Annotated in this window: 17 protein-coding genes, 2 pseudogenes and 1 riboswitch; of the genes and pseudogenes, 15 read left to right on the forward strand and 4 right to left on the reverse strand. The window is 74.1% G+C overall.

The genetic code is table 11. The features are described from left to right. Positions 1-53: 53 nt before the first annotated feature. Positions 54-2,384, reverse strand: coding sequence for a hypothetical protein (locus ABZ457_RS24055; RefSeq protein WP_359160718.1), 2,331 nt, complete (start codon positions 2,382-2,384; stop codon positions 54-56). A gap of 417 nt (positions 2,385-2,801) precedes the next feature. On the opposite strand from ABZ457_RS24055, the gene dhaK reads away from it, so the two are divergent. The 12 genes from dhaK to ABZ457_RS24115 all read left to right on the forward strand — a co-directional run bounded on the left by dhaK (position 2,802) and on the right by ABZ457_RS24115 (position 11,610). Next, a complete protein-coding gene (gene dhaK, locus ABZ457_RS24060; protein WP_018849373.1) occupies positions 2,802-3,794 on the forward strand; it encodes a dihydroxyacetone kinase subunit DhaK in 993 nt (330 codons plus the stop codon). A 100-nt stretch (positions 3,795-3,894) separates the two neighbouring features. Beyond that, positions 3,895-4,536, forward strand: coding sequence for a dihydroxyacetone kinase subunit DhaL (gene dhaL / locus ABZ457_RS24065; RefSeq protein ID WP_359160722.1), 642 nt, complete (start codon positions 3,895-3,897; stop codon positions 4,534-4,536). Positions 4,537-4,622: 86 nt separating this feature from the next. Continuing rightward, positions 4,623-5,009: a PTS fructose transporter subunit IIA gene (locus tag ABZ457_RS24070; RefSeq protein WP_359160803.1), complete on the forward strand. Its 387-nt coding sequence runs from the start codon at positions 4,623-4,625 to the stop codon at positions 5,007-5,009. A gap of 101 nt (positions 5,010-5,110) precedes the next feature. After that, positions 5,111-5,335, forward strand: a riboswitch (cobalamin riboswitch). 28 nt (positions 5,336-5,363) lie between these two features. Further along, positions 5,364-6,065, forward strand: a complete 702-nt coding sequence (locus ABZ457_RS24075; RefSeq protein WP_359160725.1) for an energy-coupling factor ABC transporter permease — start codon at positions 5,364-5,366, stop codon at positions 6,063-6,065. After that, positions 6,062-6,490, forward strand: a complete 429-nt coding sequence (locus ABZ457_RS24080; RefSeq protein WP_359160728.1) for an energy-coupling factor ABC transporter substrate-binding protein — start codon at positions 6,062-6,064, stop codon at positions 6,488-6,490. Before ABZ457_RS24075 ends, ABZ457_RS24080 begins: the two co-directional genes overlap by 4 nt. A 6-nt stretch (positions 6,491-6,496) precedes the next feature. Further along, on the forward strand, positions 6,497-7,246 hold the full coding sequence (cbiQ, locus tag ABZ457_RS24085) for a cobalt ECF transporter T component CbiQ (protein WP_359160731.1): 750 nt from the start codon (positions 6,497-6,499) through the stop codon (positions 7,244-7,246). Then, positions 7,243-8,094 (forward strand): ATP-binding cassette domain-containing protein, encoded by an 852-nt coding sequence (locus ABZ457_RS24090; RefSeq protein ID WP_359160734.1) that lies wholly within the window; start codon positions 7,243-7,245, stop codon positions 8,092-8,094. The genes cbiQ and ABZ457_RS24090 overlap by 4 nt, the downstream gene beginning before the upstream one ends. Before the next feature lie 163 nt (positions 8,095-8,257). Next, positions 8,258-8,875, forward strand: coding sequence for a hypothetical protein (locus ABZ457_RS24095; RefSeq protein ID WP_359160737.1), 618 nt, complete (start codon positions 8,258-8,260; stop codon positions 8,873-8,875). 16 nt (positions 8,876-8,891) lie between these two features. Beyond that, positions 8,892-9,533 carry a class F sortase gene (locus ABZ457_RS24100; protein WP_359160740.1) on the forward strand — a complete coding sequence of 214 codons (642 nt, stop codon included), beginning with the start codon at positions 8,892-8,894 and terminating at the stop codon, positions 9,531-9,533. A gap of 99 nt (positions 9,534-9,632) precedes the next feature. After that, on the forward strand, positions 9,633-10,073 hold the full coding sequence (locus ABZ457_RS24105; protein WP_359160743.1) for an ATP-binding protein: 441 nt from the start codon (positions 9,633-9,635) through the stop codon (positions 10,071-10,073). Positions 10,074-10,246: 173 nt separating this feature from the next. Then, the gene (gene sigK, locus ABZ457_RS24110) at positions 10,247-10,813 is read left to right on the forward strand and encodes an ECF RNA polymerase sigma factor SigK (RefSeq protein ID WP_359160746.1); all 567 of its coding nucleotides are present in this window, start codon (positions 10,247-10,249) and stop codon (positions 10,811-10,813) included. Continuing rightward, a complete protein-coding gene (locus ABZ457_RS24115; protein ID WP_359160749.1) occupies positions 10,810-11,610 on the forward strand; it encodes an anti-sigma factor in 801 nt (266 codons plus the stop codon). Before sigK ends, ABZ457_RS24115 begins: the two co-directional genes overlap by 4 nt. Before the next feature lie 99 nt (positions 11,611-11,709). On the opposite strand, the gene ABZ457_RS24120 is transcribed toward ABZ457_RS24115, so the two are convergent. Then, positions 11,710-12,102, reverse strand: a complete 393-nt coding sequence (locus ABZ457_RS24120; RefSeq protein ID WP_359160752.1) for a hypothetical protein — start codon at positions 12,100-12,102, stop codon at positions 11,710-11,712. Positions 12,103-12,320: 218 nt separating this feature from the next. Between ABZ457_RS24120 and ABZ457_RS24125 the strand changes: the two genes are divergently transcribed. Beyond that, entirely contained in the window at positions 12,321-12,536 is a 216-nt protein-coding gene (locus ABZ457_RS24125) for a hypothetical protein (protein ID WP_359160755.1), read from the forward strand. A gap of 34 nt (positions 12,537-12,570) precedes the next feature. Here ABZ457_RS24125 and ABZ457_RS24130 read toward each other — a convergent pair. After that, positions 12,571-13,383, reverse strand: a pseudogene (locus ABZ457_RS24130) (alpha/beta hydrolase); the annotation flags it as partial. 162 nt (positions 13,384-13,545) lie between these two features. Then, a pseudogene (locus ABZ457_RS24135) lies at positions 13,546-13,743 on the reverse strand (alpha/beta hydrolase); the annotation flags it as partial. A gap of 204 nt (positions 13,744-13,947) precedes the next feature. On the opposite strand from ABZ457_RS24135, the gene nagB reads away from it, so the two are divergent. Continuing rightward, a complete protein-coding gene (nagB, locus tag ABZ457_RS24140) occupies positions 13,948-14,733 on the forward strand; it encodes a glucosamine-6-phosphate deaminase (protein ID WP_359160758.1) in 786 nt (261 codons plus the stop codon). A 211-nt stretch (positions 14,734-14,944) separates the two neighbouring features. After that, a complete protein-coding gene (locus tag ABZ457_RS24145; RefSeq protein ID WP_359160761.1) occupies positions 14,945-15,820 on the forward strand; it encodes a peptidoglycan-binding protein in 876 nt (291 codons plus the stop codon). Positions 15,821-15,838: the final 18 nt, after the last annotated feature.

Genomic DNA, 15,838 nt, shown 5'->3' on the forward strand with positions numbered 1-15,838 from the left:
CCCGGACCCCATGTTCACCCGACGGCGGGCCGCGTCAGTCGCAGTGGACCGCGTCAGTCGCAGTGCCGGCCCTGCGGCGGGGTGTCGGAAGTACGCGGGACGATGTAGGTGGTGGCGCCGCTCGTACCGCTCTTGGCGTACGAGACGTTGTGGCCCGGCACGGTCCACTTGTGGCCGTCCAGCGCGATCTTCCAGTATCCGATCGTCTCGCGCAGGACCGGTGCGATCTCCACCCAGCCGAACTGCCGCGGCGGTACGTGCACCTGCACCTGCTCGGCCTTGGTGCTCTCCTGCAGCCAGCTGAAGTTCAGACTGAACTCACTGGACAGGAATCCGACCGAGACCCCCACGGTCCGGCCGAAGGAGAACTGCGTGCCGGTGGTGCGCGACCAACTGATGTAGTACTCCGCGTCCCGTTCGGGGCTCTGGTTGTACAGCACCTGCCCGCTCACGCAACCCTCGGCGGCCCGGTATGCCTTCGGCGTCTCCAGGGCGACGAACTCGCACGTACTGGTCTCGGGGCTCACCGCGCACCGTTCGGCGGCCTGCTTCAGGACGATGTCCAGAACCCCGGGAGCGGTGGCCGTCGTCTGCCCCGGAACCAGGGACTTGTTGCCGAACCGCCAGGTGTTGTGGTCGTTCTCCGCGTCGGTGTCGCAGTCGATCAGCTCCACCTTCCTGGCGGTGTGCGGCCAGACGTCCTCCGCCAGCGCGGTCAGGCAGCTGTCGGGGTCGGAACGGTGGCGCAGGCGGAACGTGGACGCGGTGTCCTTGCCGGCGTCGGCCCCCTTGGCCATGACCGGCTCGATGAACCACAGCTGCTCCTTCCGCTCCGGATCGCACGGGGCGATCACGAGGTGGTAGGGAGAGACGAGGTCGTCGTCCTCGTCGAGGCACCTGTCCTTGGCGCGGTTGACGACGGCGACCGCGCCGCGCGGGTCGTCCGTCTTCTTCAGCGCCCACTTCTGCCACGACTGGTTGCGCTCGGCGTCCCGGGTGACGTTGCCGCCGGGGTCGAGCGAGTTCTCCAGGCCCAGGACGAGCTTCAGATCGGCGCTCTCGATGCTCAGGCACTCCAGGGAGCCGGGGCCGGAGCACGGTCCGGAGCCGACGGGCGAGAGGTCGGCCCAGTCGAGCCAGACGTCCTCGCGGCTTCCGTCACCTGTGCCGGCGGACAGCCGGGACCGCTGGTAGAGCGTGGCCGAGTTCTTCCCGATGGCGAACACGTCGAAGGCGGTGGACGTTCCGAGCGACGCGGAACGCACCGCGACGGAATCGACCTGCCGGTCGCCGAGAGCCTTCCAGCCGGCGGCCCAGATCCCGTTCGGAGCGGCCTGGGTGGAGGAACTCGTCTGCGTCCGATAGGCGACATGGCCGTCGGCGTTGACGCTGTAGACAGCGAGGCGGCTGTCGCTGTGGGCGATGACGACGGGGCGGCCGGGCACCGCGGGGCCGATCCTCTGCGCGCTGTTCGCGGCCCAGGTCCCCGTCGGGTTCTTCGCCGTGCCGGGCTCGGACTGGGTGACGGTCCACAGCCCGTTCCCGCCGCGGTTGCCGAAGACCTGGAGGAACGTGCCCTTTTTGCGGTTGTTGAGGGCCACGGTGACGTTGCCGGTGTGCCCGGTCCCGATCTCCTGCCAGGGAACCCAGTTGTCCGCGGGCAGCGGCTTCTGCGGCGTGCTCGGGTGCTTCTGCGCCGTCACGCGCAGGCGTCCGTCGGGCTTGCGGGCGAAGACGCTGATACGCCCGTTCCCGGAGACCACGGCGGCGGGGTTGCCCGTCCACGTACCCGGCAGCGCCTCCCAACCGCTCCAGCCGGAACCGTTGGGCGCCTTCTGGACGCGGTGCCAGATCCGGTTGTCAGCGCCTCGGACGAAGAGTTCGAGCCGCCCGTCGGTGTTGCCCCGCACGACCCCCTCCTTGTTCGGAGCGGGGCTGCTGTACGTGTTGTCGTTGGCGACGACGACCGGCGCCCCGGCCGCCGTCGTGCCGGGAGGAGCCCCCAGTTCGCTCCACCCGCTCCAGGAGCCGTCGGCCTGCTGCTTCTGGTGCCAGAGACGGCCGTCGGCGCGCCGTACGAACACGACGGTTCGCTTGTTGAGGTTGCGGGCGGTCACCGGATCGCCGACGGCCTTGCCGCCCGTACTGGCCCAGGCGTTCCACGTGTTCTTCTCCGTGTGGTGGGCACGCCGGTAGACGGTGCCGTCCTCGCCGCGCACCAGAACCAGTGCCGCACCGTCCGCCCCGGTGGCCACGACCGGCGCTCCGGTGGAGGTGTCCGCCGCGGCGGCTGCCGGGGCCGGGCCGGCCGGTGCCTCGCTGAGCGGCACCAGCCATCCGACCACCAGAGCCGTCGCGGCCAGTAACGCGTTCCGGCCCCACATGCCCCGAAAAGATGGTCGATTGAGTGTTTCAGCCATCACATACCTCCATGAGAGCTTCTTTCAGCGAAAACGCGCATATCAGCGCGTCGGGCCGACCCTATGGGCATTCCGCAGGGTCCTGAGGCGGTTTCCGCTGATTTCACCGGGACTCGAGACCCGGCTCGTCCAGGCCGGCCGGCGATCCACGAGGGGCGGCGGCCGACCGGCCGGCGTTCATCACGGCGGGGAAGCACTGAGTCGCACCCGTGCACGTGCACGGTGGAGCGCCGATAATTTCGCCATGCTGTGCATACGCGAAAAGCGTCCTGCCGATCCCCCCTGACGCGCCGTCAGGAGTCCAACCACATGCTTCGCCTGCCCCGACCCGCAAGAACCCTGTTCAGCGGCTTGCCTGCCAGTCTCATTCAGGAGGTACCCATGAGGATGCTGATCAACGTGCCGGAGACCGTTGTCGCGGACGCCCTGCGGGGCATGGCGGCCGCGCACCCCGAACTGACGGTGGACGTGGAGAACCGGGTGGTCGTGCGGCGGGACGCGCCGGTGGCCGGGAAGGTCGCTCTGGTGTCCGGGGGCGGGTCGGGGCACGAGCCGCTGCACGGCGGGTTCGTCGGTCCGGGGATGCTGGACGCGGCCTGTCCCGGGGAGGTGTTCACCAGCCCGGTGCCGGACCAGATGGCGCGGGCCGCCGCGGCCGTGGACAGTGGCGCGGGCGTGCTCTTCGTCGTCAAGAACTACACGGGCGACGTACTCAACTTCCGGATGGCGGCGGAGCTGGCGGAGGACGAGGGTGTGCGGCTCGCCACCGTTCTCGTCAACGACGACGTCGCCGTGACCGACAGCCTCTACACCGCAGGGCGGCGCGGCACCGGGGCGACGCTCTTCGTGGAGAAGATCGCGGGCGCGCTGGCCGAGGAGGGGGCGCCGCTGGAGCGGGTCGAGGCGGTGGCGCGGCGGGTGAACGAGCGGTCGCGGAGCTTCGGCGTCGCGCTCAGCGCGTGCAGCACGCCCGCCAAGGGCGGCCCGACCTTCGATCTGCCGCCCGGCGAACTGGAGCTGGGCATCGGCATCCACGGCGAACCCGGCCGCGAGCGGCGGCCGATGATGACCTCGGGCGAGATCGCGGACGTGGCCGTCGGGGCCGTCCTCGACGACCTGCGCCCCGACGCGCCGGTCATCGCGCTGGTCAACGGGATGGGCGCCACCCCCCTGCTGGAGCTGTACGGCTTCAACGCGGAGGTGCAGCGGGTACTCGCCGAGCGCGGTGTGCCCGTGGTCCGCACCCTCGTCGGCAACTACGTCACCTCGCTCGACATGGCGGGCTGCTCGGTGACGCTGTGCGAGGCGGACGAGGAGCTGGTGCGCCTGTGGGACGCGCCCGTCGCCACGCCCGGGCTGCGGTGGGGCCGCTGACCGGGCCGGCGCCGGGCCGCCGCGCGGGTGACCGTTCGTCAGTGAGTCAGTGAGTCAAAGAGTCAGTGAGTCAATGAATCGACAGAACCAGGGAGTTACCGTGCTCGACACCGCGTTCTTCCGGCGCTGGCTGACCCTCGCCGCGGCGGCCGTGGACCGGGAGGCGGACCGGCTGACCGAGCTGGACTCGGCGATCGGCGACGCCGACCACGGCAGCAATCTCAAACGGGGCTTCGCCGCCGTGACCGCCGCGCTGGAGAAGGAGCCGCCGGCCACCCCGGGGACGGTCCTCACGCTCGCCGGGCGGCAGCTCATCTCCTCCGTCGGCGGCGCCTCCGGACCGCTGTACGGGACGCTGCTGCGCCGCACCGGCAAGGCCCTCGGCGAGGCCGCGGAGGTCACACCCGGCGAGCTGGCCGAGGCCCTGCGCACGGGTGTCGCGGCGGTGGCGCAGCTGGGCGGCGCGGCGGCGGGCGACAAGACGATGCTGGACGCGCTGGAGCCGGCGGTCGCCGCGCTCACGGACTCCGCGGACTCCTTCGCGGCGGCGGCGACCGCGGCGGAGGAGGGCGCCGTGGCGACCGTGCCCCTCCAGGCGCGCAAGGGCCGGGCGAGCTACCTCGGTGAACGCAGCATCGGCCACCAGGACCCGGGCGCGACCTCCTCGGCGCTGCTGATCGCGGCCCTGGCCCGCGCCGCCGAGCAGCCGACCGGGCCCGCCACCGAGGGGACGGCGTCGTGAGCGCCCCAGGCGACCGGCCCCGACCGGGCAACGCCCCCGGCGATCGGCCCGGACCGGACGCAGCCCCCGCCCCCGCCCCCGTCGGCATCGTGCTCGTCTCCCACAGCGCCGCCGTCGCCGCGTCCGTCGCCGAACTGGCCCGCGGGCTGGCCGGGAGCGGGGACACGGCTCCCGTCGCGCCCGCCGGCGGCACCCCGGACGGCGGCCTCGGCACCAGCGCCGAGCTGATCGCGGACGCGGCCCGGAGCGTGGACCGGGGCGCGGGCGTGGCGGTCCTCGTCGACCTGGGCAGCGCGGTGCTCACGGTCAAGGCCCTCCTCGCGGAGGGCGATGAACTCCCCGACGGGACACGGCTGGTGGACGCCCCCTTCGTGGAGGGCGCGGTCGCCGCCGTGGTGACCGCGTCGGCCGGCGGCGACGCGGACGCGGTGGCCGCCGCGGCCGGGGAGGCGTACGCGTACCGCAAGGGGTGACGCAGGCCCGGGCGGGGCCACGGCCCCGGGGGGCGCCCGGCCCACCGGTCCGTGACGTGGGACGCACCCGTGCGCGGGTTGTGAGGGCGCAGGTCGGAGGACTACTGTCACGCTGCCTTGGTGTTCGGGAAACCGGTGCGGTACCGGTGCGGCCCTCGCCACTGTGATCGGGATGTCCGGTTCCACCCCCTGCGGGGAGCCACTGGGACACCGCGGGAGACCGCGGTTCCTGGGAAGGCGGAGTCGGGCGGCTTCGGCGTGTCCGGAAGGCGACTTCCGGCCCTCTCCCGTCAGCCAGGAGACCGGCCAGGGTGCGTTGTCCATCCACGAGGTGCTGGAGAGGGTCTCCCGATCATGCATATAGCCGAGGGGTATCTGCCCCCCTTGCACGCCGTCGCGTGGGGTGCCGCGTCCGCCCCGTTCGTCGTCCACGGCGTCCGCGCGCTGACCCGCGAGGTCAAGGCGCATCCCGAGTCGACACTTCTGCTCGGTGCGTCCGGTGCGTTCACGTTCGTCCTGTCCGCTCTGAAGATCCCTTCGGTGACGGGCAGTTGCTCCCATCCGACCGGTACCGGGCTCGGTGCCATCCTGTTCCGGCCGCCGGTGATGGCGGTCCTGGGCACCATCACCCTGCTGTTCCAGGCACTGCTGCTCGCGCACGGCGGCCTGACCACGCTCGGCGCGAACATCTTCTCCATGGCGATCATCGGGCCATGGGCCGGCTACGCCGTCTTCCGGCTGCTGCGCCGGTACGACGTGCCGCTGATGGTCAGCGTGTTCTTCGCCGCGTTCGTCGCCGACCTGTCGACGTACTGCGTGACCAGCGTCCAGCTCGCGCTGGCCTTCCCGGACCCGGGCAGCGGTATCGCCGGGTCGCTGGCGAAGTTCGGCGGCATCTTCGCCGTGACGCAGATCCCGCTGGCCGTCAGCGAGGGCCTGCTGACCGTGCTGGTGATGCGTCTGCTGGTGAAGTCCAGCAAGGGTGAACTGACCCGGCTCGGCGTGCTGGTGAGCAGCGTCGGCGGGTCGAAGAAGAAGGAGGCCGTGGTCCGATGAGCCGCAATGCGAAGATCAACTTCCTGCTCGTCCTGGTCGTGGTCGTCCTCGCCGTGCTGCCGCTGGCCTTCGGGCTCGGCGACCACAAGGAGGAGCCGTTCGCCGGGGCGGACGCGGAGGCCGAGACGGCGATCACCGAGATCGCGCCGGACTACGAGCCCTGGTTCTCGCCCCTGTACGAACCGCCGTCGGGCGAGGTGGAGTCGGCGCTGTTCGCGCTCCAGGCCGCGATTGGCGCCGGGGTCGTGGCGTACTACTTCGGGGTGCACCGGGGCCGCCGCCAGGGCGCGGCGCGCGCGGCGGCGGACGCCTCGGGGCCGGCGGAGTCGACGGACCCCGAGGCCGCGGAGCCCGGCTCGGAGGCGTCCGGGTCCGGGGAGCCCGGGTCCGCGGCGGGCGCCGGGACCACGGCCGGTTCCGCCTGACCTCCGGTGCTGCCGATCGACGCGGCGGCGCACAGCAGTCGCTGGCGCCGCCGTCACCCCTGTGAGAAGGCCGTGCTGGGGCTGGGTCTGACGGTGGCGGCCGTGTGCCTGCCGCCCTGGCCCGGCGCCGTGCTCGTCGCCGCCGCGACCCTCGCCGTGCTGCTGGGCCCGGCGGGTGTCGGGGGCCGGCAGCTCTGGCGGGCCTTCCGGATTCCCCTCGGCTTCTGCGTCACGGGCGCGATCCCGCTGCTGTTCGCCGTCGGCGGGCCCGATGGGCCGGTGTCCCTGGCGCCCGGCGGGCCGCTCCACGCGGGCCAGTTGCTGCTGCGCACCTCCGCCGCCTCCCTGGGGGTGCTGCTGTTCGCGTTCACCACACCGGTGTCGGACGTACTGCCGCGCCTGGTGCGCGCCGGGGTTCCCCCGGCCGTGGTGGACGTGGCCCTGGTGATGTACCGCATCACCTTCCTGCTGCTCGACTCGGTGAGCCGGGTCCGCCAGGCGCAGGCCGCGCGGCTCGGGCACACCGGCCGTGCGGCGACCTGGCGTTCCCTCGCCGGCCTCGGCGCGACCGCGTTCGTACGGGCCTTCGACCGCGCCTCCCGGCTCCAGTCCGGTCTGGCGGGGCGCGGGTACGACGGGACGCTGCGGGTCCTGGTGCCGCAGGCGCGGGTCTCGCGGCCGTTCCTCGGCGGGGTCGCCGCGCTGCTGGCCGGAATCGTCCTGGCCACCCTCCTGCTCGAAAGGTTCGTCCTGTGACCGTCGTCCGCCTGTCCGGTGCCCGCTACGCCTACGAGGACGGCCCCGTCGTGCTGGACGGGGTGGACCTGGCCCTCGCCGAGGGCCGAGCCACGGCGCTCCTCGGCCGCAACGGCAGCGGCAAGACCACCCTGCTGCGGCTGCTCAGCGGCGGGCTGCGCCCCGACGCGGGGCGGCTGCTGCTGGCGGACGAGCCGGTGACCTACGACCGGGCCGGGCTGACCCGGCTGCGCACCACGGTGCAGCTCGTCGTGCAGGACCCGGACGACCAGCTGTTCGCGGCCTCCGTCGAACAGGACGTCTCCTTCGGCCCGATGAACCTCCGGCTGCCCGAGGAGGAGGTCCGGGCCCGTGTCGAGGAGGCGCTCGCCGCGCTGGACATCACGGCACTGCGGGACCGTCCGACGCATCTGCTCTCGTACGGGCAGCGCAAGCGGGCGGCGATCGCGGGCGCCGTGGCGATGCGCCCCCGGGTGCTGATCCTGGACGAGCCCACGGCGGGTCTCGACCCGCACGGCCAGGAGCGGCTGCTCGATGTGCTGGCCCGGCTGCGGGAGACCGGGACGACGGTGGTGATGGCCACGCACGATGTGGACCTGGCGCTGCGCTGGGCGGACGACGCGGCGGTCCTGGCACCGGACGGGCTGCGGACCGGGCCGGTGGCCGAACTCCTCACGGACCGGGCCCTGCTCGACGCGGCCCGGCTGCGCAGGCCGTGGGGCACGGCGGTAGGGGCGTTGCTGCGGGCGCACGGCCTGCTGGGCGCCGGCGACCCGGTGCCGCTCACGGCGGAGGACCTGGCCGGGCTGCACCCGGCCCAGGCCCCGTCCCCGGACCGGTCGGGGTGACGGCCCCGGGCCGGGGCGAACCGCACTCCCCGGACCCGTGGGGCCCATCGGCCCCCTTGAAGTGGCAGCCGCCCCCGGCCGCTCCTAGCGTCGGTGCCGTCGAGGCGCACCCTCCCCGCTGTGGACCCCTCCGCGACTGCTCCTCGGGAACCGGAGACCGACCATGCGCACGAGAACGAGCACAAGCACGATCCGGGCCGCCGCCGCACTCGGCGCGGCCGTGCCGACCGCCCTCGCGGCCCTCGCACCCACCGCCCTCGCCGCGCCCGCCGCGCCCGTCGGGGACACCGACGAGGTCTCCGGCATCACCTCGTTCGCGTACAGCGTCTCCCCCGCCAAGGTCGCGCCCGGCGGCAAGGTGACCGTGACGGCCTCCGAGTGCGAGAAGGTCGAGGTCACCGTCACCGCGCCGGTGTTCGACACCCTCACGGTGAAGGACGGGCACCCCGGCCACGCGCAGGTCTACGGGGACGCCAAGCCCGGGGCGCGGTACGAGGTCGTCTTCGACTGCGACGGCGAGAAGGGGCGCGCCACCCTCACCATCGAGGCGGGCTCCACCCACCCCTCCCCGCGGCCGAGCCCCGGTCACGGCGACAAGACGCCGGGCGGCAAGGAGTGGCCCGCCGAGGACGTGAAGCCCGGCGGAGGCGTCAAGGCGGGCACCGGCGGCAGCCTCTCCGACCTCGGGCCCGCCCGGCTCGCGGCGGGCGGCACGGTGATCGCGGGCGCGGTCGTCGCCGGCGCCGTACTGCTGCGCCGCCGCCCCGGCCGCCGCGTCTGACGGGCCGGGGCACACGGTGACCGCCACCGGTGACACCGCCCGGCGCGGCGCCTGGTGCACCGTGCTCTGCGTCCTGCTGTTCGGCGTCTTCCTGGTCCGGGGCGGCGCGCTGTCCACACCCGCGGGCGGTCCGCCCCGGCCCGCCCCGGCCGCGGCCGCCCCCGATCGCGCCGCTCCCCTCCCGCCGTCCGCCGCCCCGCTTCCGCACGCCGTGCCCCGGCGGGTGGCCGTGCCGTCCGCCGGTATCGACGCCCCGGTGGCGCCGGTCGGCCTGGACGCGGACGGCTGGGTCGCGGCGCCGCCCCCGGAACGCGCCGGCACCGCGGGCTGGTACACCGGCGCCGTCTCCCCCGGGCAGCGCGGCACGGCCGTCGTCGTCGGCCACGTCGACAACGACGCCGGGCCGGCCGTGTTCTACGCACTCGGCTCGCTGAAGCCCGGCACCCGGGTGGAAGTGGCCCGGGCCGACGGCCGCACGGCGGTCTTCGCGCTGTACGCGGTCGAACTCTTCCCGCAGCAGGGCTTCCCCGCCCGGTCCGTGTACGCGGACGGCCCCCGGGCGGAGATCCGCCTGATCACCTGCGGCGGCGCGTACTCGCCCCGGGACGGCTACACGGGGAACGTGGTGGCCTCGGGACGGCTGGTCGCGGTCCGCTGACCGGCGCCCCGGTCGGCCGCTCCCCGGGGCATCCGCCGCCGCCCCGGCTACGAATGCCGGGTGAGGGGGAAACCGGCAGAGCCGTCCCGAGGAGCGGTCATGACCACCACCGCGTCACCGCCGACAGCGGCGCAGCACACCGCCGCCCTGGCCTGCGACCCGTGCGCCCCGGCTGTCGCCCGGCGTCTGGTGGCGCGATGGCTCGGCGCGGACGACGGCCCGGCGAACCGGGTGCGCACCACGGACGCGGTGCTGATCGTGTCGGAGCTGGTGACCAACGCCGTCCGGCACACCCGCGGCCCGTGTGTGCTCAGCCTGACCGCACGGGACGAGCTGCTGGACATCGCGGTCGCCGACCACAGCGAGGAACTCCCGGAGGTGGACCGGACGCGGGGCGGCGACGAACGGGGCGGCTTCGGTCTGGAGATCGTCCGCCGGCTCGGGGGCCGGATCACCGTGGTCCCCCGGCTCGGCGGGAAGACCGTCCACGTCCTGCTGGACGGGGCGGCGGACCCCGGCGGGGCACGGAGTCCGCGATGAGTCCCGGACCGCCGCGCCGCCGCCGTTCTCACCCGGTCGGCGGTGCCGCCCTGCGGTCGCGCCGGTCCGGGGGCAGAGTCGGGCAGGGGCCGCAGGGGCACGCCGGGAGAGCCCGTGGCCGGGCGGCGGACGACGAGGTCGCGGGGGGCGAGGCGGGTGAGGAGGATCAGCGCGTGCCGCAGGCAACCGGGCCGGACGCCCCCGTCGACGACTTGCTCCTGCGCGCGGCGGCCGGTGACGAGCAGGCGTTCGCCGCTGTCTACGACGCCCTCGCCCAGCCGGTCATGGGCCTCGCCTGCCGGATCGTGCGGGACACGGCACAGGCCGAGGAGGTGACCCAGGACGTGATGGTGGAGGTCTGGCGCACCGCCGGGCGGTACCGCCCGGAGCGCGGCACGGCCCGGTCGTGGGTGCTCACCCTCGCGCACCGCCGGGCCGTGGACCGGGTCCGCACGGCCCAGGCGGGCCGGGAACGCGAACGCCGGGCCGGGATGCTGTCGGAGGCCCGGGAGTTCGACGAGGTCGCGGAGGCGGTGGAGGGCGACGACGAGCGCCGGCGGGTGTACCGCTGCCTGGCCCGGCTCGCCCGGCTCCAGCGCGTGCCCCTCGTACTCGCCTACTACCAGGGCCTGACGTACCGGGAGGTGGCCGACTCGCTGTCGACGCCGCCGGGGACCGTGAAGTCCCGGATGCGCGCGGGCCTCAAGGCGCTCCGCGCATGTCTGGAGGCCGGCTCATGACGCCCGCCGGGAACGTGCCGCCGCCGGGGGCGGAGGATCCGCACCTCGACGCGGCCGCCTACGCGCTGCACGCCCTGCCGCCGGCCGAGGAGACGGCGTTCGAGCACCATCTCGCCGGCTGCGCGGAGTGCCGGCGCGCGGTGGACGGGTACCGCGAGACGGCCGCGCGGATGGCCTCCGCCGAGAGCGCCGAGGTGCCCGCAGGGCTCCGGGGGCGGGTTCTCGGCCTGGTCTCGCGCACCGCGCAGGAGCACGCCGGGCCGGGGGAGGCACGGCCCGGGCCCGGGTCGGCGCCGTGGTGGCGGGGCCGGCGGGCCCTGGTCCTCGGTCTGGCGGCCAGTCTGGTCGCGGCGGCGGCCCTGGGCGGGGTGGCGGCCTGGCAGCACTCGGAGGCGGAGGACGCCCGCGCCCGCGCCGCCGAGATCGAGCGGAGCGGCGACGTCTCGGCCGCCGTCCTCGCGGGGGTGCTCACGGCGCCGGACGCGACGGTGCACACCGGGCGGCTCGACGACGGCGCGGCGGTGGCCGTCGTGGTCTCCCGTTCCGAGGGCCGGGCGGCGTTCGCGGCCGAGGAGCTGCCCGCCCTGACCGGCGGGCGGGTGTACGAGCTCTGGTACGCGGAGCCGGCGGGGGACCTGCGCCCGGCGGGGCTGCTTGCGGGGTCCGGCGACCACCCGGCCCGGGTCCTGGAGGGGCGGCTCGGCGACGCGGTGGCCGTGGGCATCACCGTCGAGCCTGCGGGCGGTTCGCCGCAGCCGACCACCCGGCCGCTGGGGCTCGTCCCGATCGGTACCTGACGGCGCCCGTCGGTACGTGACGGCGCCCGCCGTGCGGGGCGGGCGCGCGGACGCGCCGGTGCCCGGCCCCGAGCGGGACCGGGCGTCGGCGGAGGGTGCTCAGCGGTGCTTGCAGTCCCAGTGGCCCTTCACCCACTGGTGGTCCCAGTGGGCCTTGACGTAGACCCACTTGTACTGGCGGTCGTGGTCCCAGTAGCCCTTGTGCCACTTGCCGTGCTTGTACTCGCCCTTGTGCCAGGTCTTGTGGTGGGTCCACTTCTTCTCCCAGTGGCCCTTGACCCACTTCTTCTCCCAGTGGCCCTTCTTCCACTCGCACCGGTCGTGGTGGCGGTGGTCGCGGTCCTTGTGATCGCCCGTCACGGTGCTGACGGCGGACGCGGGAGCGGGAGCGGCGGTGGCCGTGCCGGACATGCCGAACGCGGCTCCGCCGGCCAGCAGACCGGTCGCGGCGGCGCCGGCGACGAGCCGGCGGGCCTTGGCGGATGACGTCATCGAAACGCACTTCCTTCGCGTGTCGCGGGGTTCGGATCCCGGCGGTCGCGGCGAGGGGCTGGCGCCCGCCCGGGGCGGTCGTCGGAACGCATCTCACAGGTGATTCGAAGCCGTCGGCGGCCCGGATGACCAGGTTGTCGGGATTCTTGCCTTTCCTCTGCCATGACGCTCCGCTCCGGGCTCCGGGGAGTGTCGGTGGCCGGTGGCAGACTGGGGCCATGTCAGCTCCCCGCCGGTTGTGCCCCGTCTGCCGTCGTGAGATCGCCGTGGTCGCGGGGCGGTTCGCGCGGCACGATCCCGCCGGGGCCCGGGGCGGGTCCGAGCTCGTCTCCTGCCCGGGGTCGCGGCGGCACGCACCGCTCGATCCGGCGCTCCAGCCCTCCCTGGACGGCAGCGTCCTGCCGCCGTTCCCGGGGCAGTTGCCGCTGTTCTGACCACCGGCCGGCGGGCCGCCGGGCCCCGGGCCCGTCAGGTCGCGCTGCGTTCCCCCGCGTCCCGTGCGCCGGGGGCCGGTTCGCGGTCGCCCGCCTCGCGCAGCAGTCGGCGCCAGCGTTCCGTGTCCCAGTCGGCGGGCAGGGTGGTGGTGACGAAGTCCTCGATCAGGGACAGGAAGCGCACCGGGTCGGAGTGGAACGGGAAGTGGCCCGCGCCTTCGAAGATCTCCAGGCGGCTGCCGGGCATGGCCAGGTGCGCGGTGTGGGCGTGGTCGACGGGGACGACGCTGTCGCGCGAGCCCCACAGCAGCATCACCGGCATGTCCTCGGTCAGATGGCAGCGGTCCAGCATGGTGACCACCTGGCCCCGCCAGTCCACGACGGCCCGCAGGGTGCGGATGAAGGCGTTGCGGGCGGTCGCGTCGGGCAGGGCGTCCACGAGCCCGAGGAGTTCGGGGGCGTCCAGTCCGAGGCCGGTGTCCAGACGGCGCAGCAGGTCGGTGGCGAGGCGGGTGCCCAGGCGCATGCCGGGGAGCCGGAGGGCGTGCAGCAGCAGGTCGGCGCCGGGCAGGGAGACGGCCCGCAGGACGGGGTTGACCCGGCGGCCCACTCCCCCGGCGCCGACGAGGACCAGCCGCTCGGTGCGTTCGGGGAACTGGTAGGCGAACTGCATGGCCACCCCGCCGCCGAGCGAGTGGCCGACCAGGGTGACGCGGTCGATGCCGAGGACGCCGAGGAGGTCGCGCATGCCGTTGGCGTAGGCGGCGACCGAGTAGTCGGCGCGCGGCTTGGCGGAGGCGCCGTGGCCGAGGAGGTCGGGGGCGATCACCGTGTGGCGGCGGGCGAGGAGGTGTCCGGCGGATCAGGGCCGGACAGGACGCGGCGTCTGGTGCGGTGGATCGCAAGGCGCCGGGATGCCTTCATAGCGGAGCTATTCAGGCATTGCGGCAACGCAGCGAGAGGCCGTGCCAGGCGTCGTGGCCCCGGCCAAGATCCGCCGGACATCTCCTACGTCGGGGATCAGGTCGATCCAGGTCGCGGAGGAGTCCCCTATACCGTGGATGAGCAGCAGGGCGGGCCCCTGTCCGGCGATGCGGTAGGCACGGCGGTAGCCGTGCACGGTCCGGGTACACAGGCGGACATCCGCCTCGTCGACCGGGCGCAGCCTGCCCCGGTACGGGAGGGGGACGGTGCCGGGCGGGCGCATGGGGGCCTCCTGACCGCCTGCGGACGGGTCGCATCCGAGCGTAGAGGGGCGGTCGCACGGCACGTTTCGTCCGCGTTTCACCCGGGGTACGCATAGGCGGCCGCCCGGACGGGAGGGGCGGGGGGCGCGCCGGGGAGACAGGAGTCCGCCCCACCGGGTAGATTGGTCTACACCACTGCGCGCTTTCCAGAGACAGGGATCCTCGTGGAAGTTGTCATCGTCCCGGACGCCGCCGCGGGCGGCGAACTCATCGCCGACGCCATGGCCGGCCTGCTGCGGCGCAAGCCGGACGCCCTGCTGGGCGTCGCCACGGGCTCGACGCCCCTGCCGGTCTACGAGGCCCTGGCCGCCAAGGTCCGGGCGGGTGAGGTGGACGCCTCCCGCGCCCGGGTCTGCCAGCTCGACGAGTACGTCGGCCTGCCCGCCGGGCACCCGGAGTCCTACCGCTCCGTGGTGCTGCGCGAGGTCGTCGAACCGCTCGGTCTGAGCGAGGCGGCCTTCATGGGCCCGGACGGCGCCGCCGAGGACGTCACCGCGGCCTGCCTGGCGTACGACAGGGCCCTGGCCGAGGCCGGGGGCGTGGACCTCCAGCTGCTGGGCATCGGCACCGACGGGCACATCGGCTTCAACGAGCCGTGCTCCTCGCTCGCCTCCCGCACCCGTATCAAGACCCTCACCGAGCAGACCCGCGTCGACAACGCCCGCTTCTTCGAGGGCGACATCGAGCAGGTGCCCCACCATGTGATCACCCAGGGCATCGGCACGATCCTGGAGGCCCGCCACGTGGTCCTGCTGGCGACGGGCAAGGCGAAGGCCGACGCGGTGGCCCTCGCGGTCGAGGGCCCGCTCTCCGCCCTGGTGCCCGCCTCGGCGCTGCAACTGCACCCGCACGCCACGGTCGTGGTGGACGAGGCGGCGGCCTCGGGCCTGAAGCTGGCCGACTACTTCCGGGCGACCTACGCGGCCAAGCCCCCGTGGCAGGGCCTGTGACGGCGCACCGCTGACCACCGCACACATGGTGGGCCGGGCCATGGGGGCCCGGCCCACCCTTGTGCTGTTCGAGGGGTGGGGGGCGCATATCACTCGTTGGGGGCGCACCCCCGGAACTCTTCGTTCCGGGCGGTTCCAAGGGGTGTGTACGCGGGCAAACCGATCTGGAACGCCCCGCGAGCCCAGGGGTGTTCGGAGAAGGAGCACCGCGATGGCAACGCCGCTTTCCGCCGACAGATTACTCAAAGCCCTCCGCGACGAAGGTCTGCGCGTCGTCGAGCACCGGAGCTGGCGCACCCACAACCGCAACCACAAGGGGCCCTGGGGGCCCGTGCACGGGGTGATGATCCACCACACCGTCACCTCGGGCACGCAGAGTTCGGTCGAGCTCTGCTACAACGGCCACTCCACCCTGCCGGGGCCGCTGTGCCACGGTGTGATCGCCAAGGACGGGACCGTCTACCTCGTCGGCCACGGCAGGGCGAACCACGCGGGCCTCGGTGACGACGACGTGCTGCGCGCCGTGATCAACGAGACCGCCCTCCCCGCCGACAACGAGGCCAACACCGACGGGAACCGCTACTTCTACGGCTTCGAGTGCGTCAACCTCGGTGACGGCAAGGACCCGTGGCCCGCCGCCCAGTTGGAGGCGATCGAGAAGGCCGCGGCGGCGGTGTGCCGTGCGCACGGCTGGAACCAGCGCTCGGTCATCGGTCATCTGGAGTGGCAGCCGGGCAAGCCGGACCCGCGCGGGTTCACGATGAACTCGATGCGCGACCGGGTCAGAAAGCGCCTCGGGGGCGCCCCCGAGGGCCCGCCGCCCGCGCCTCCGCCACCGGCGTACGAGCCGTTCCCGGGCGCCGCGTTCTTCCGGGCGGGTCGGCGCAGTCCGATCGTGACGGCGATGGGCCGGCGCCTGGTCGCCGAGGGCTGCGGCCGCTACGAGGTGGGGCCGGGGCCCGAGTGGACGGACGCCGACCGGGTCTCGTACGCGGCATGGCAGCGCAAGCTGGGATACTCGGGCGCCGACGCCGACGGTATCCCCGGCAAGGCGAGCTGGGACCGGCTGAAGGTGCCGAACGTCTGACGGGCGACGGCGCGCCGG

Source organism: Streptomyces sp. NPDC005805 (assembly GCF_040630445.1).
In the GTDB taxonomy this organism is placed as follows: Bacteria; Actinomycetota; Actinomycetes; order Streptomycetales; family Streptomycetaceae; genus Streptomyces.

Bases quoted from the DNA above. Each gene is read 5' to 3' on its own strand.
- ABZ457_RS24055 (WP_359160718.1), bottom strand. From the start codon at position 2,384: ATGTGGGGCCGGAACGCGTTACTGGCCGCGACGGCTCTGGTGGTCGGA.
- dhaK (WP_018849373.1), top strand. From the start codon at position 2,802: ATGAGGATGCTGATCAACGTGCCGGAGACCGTTGTCGCGGACGCCCTG.
- ABZ457_RS24075 (WP_359160725.1), top strand. From the start codon at position 5,364: ATGCATATAGCCGAGGGGTATCTGCCCCCCTTGCACGCCGTCGCGTGG.
- ABZ457_RS24080 (WP_359160728.1), top strand. From the start codon at position 6,062: ATGAGCCGCAATGCGAAGATCAACTTCCTGCTCGTCCTGGTCGTGGTC.
- ABZ457_RS24095 (WP_359160737.1), top strand. From the start codon at position 8,258: ATGCGCACGAGAACGAGCACAAGCACGATCCGGGCCGCCGCCGCACTC.
- ABZ457_RS24105 (WP_359160743.1), top strand. From the start codon at position 9,633: ATGACCACCACCGCGTCACCGCCGACAGCGGCGCAGCACACCGCCGCC.
- ABZ457_RS24115 (WP_359160749.1), top strand. From the start codon at position 10,810: ATGACGCCCGCCGGGAACGTGCCGCCGCCGGGGGCGGAGGATCCGCAC.
- ABZ457_RS24120 (WP_359160752.1), bottom strand. From the start codon at position 12,102: ATGACGTCATCCGCCAAGGCCCGCCGGCTCGTCGCCGGCGCCGCCGCG.
- ABZ457_RS24125 (WP_359160755.1), top strand. From the start codon at position 12,321: ATGTCAGCTCCCCGCCGGTTGTGCCCCGTCTGCCGTCGTGAGATCGCC.
- ABZ457_RS24145 (WP_359160761.1), top strand. From the start codon at position 14,945: ATGGCAACGCCGCTTTCCGCCGACAGATTACTCAAAGCCCTCCGCGAC.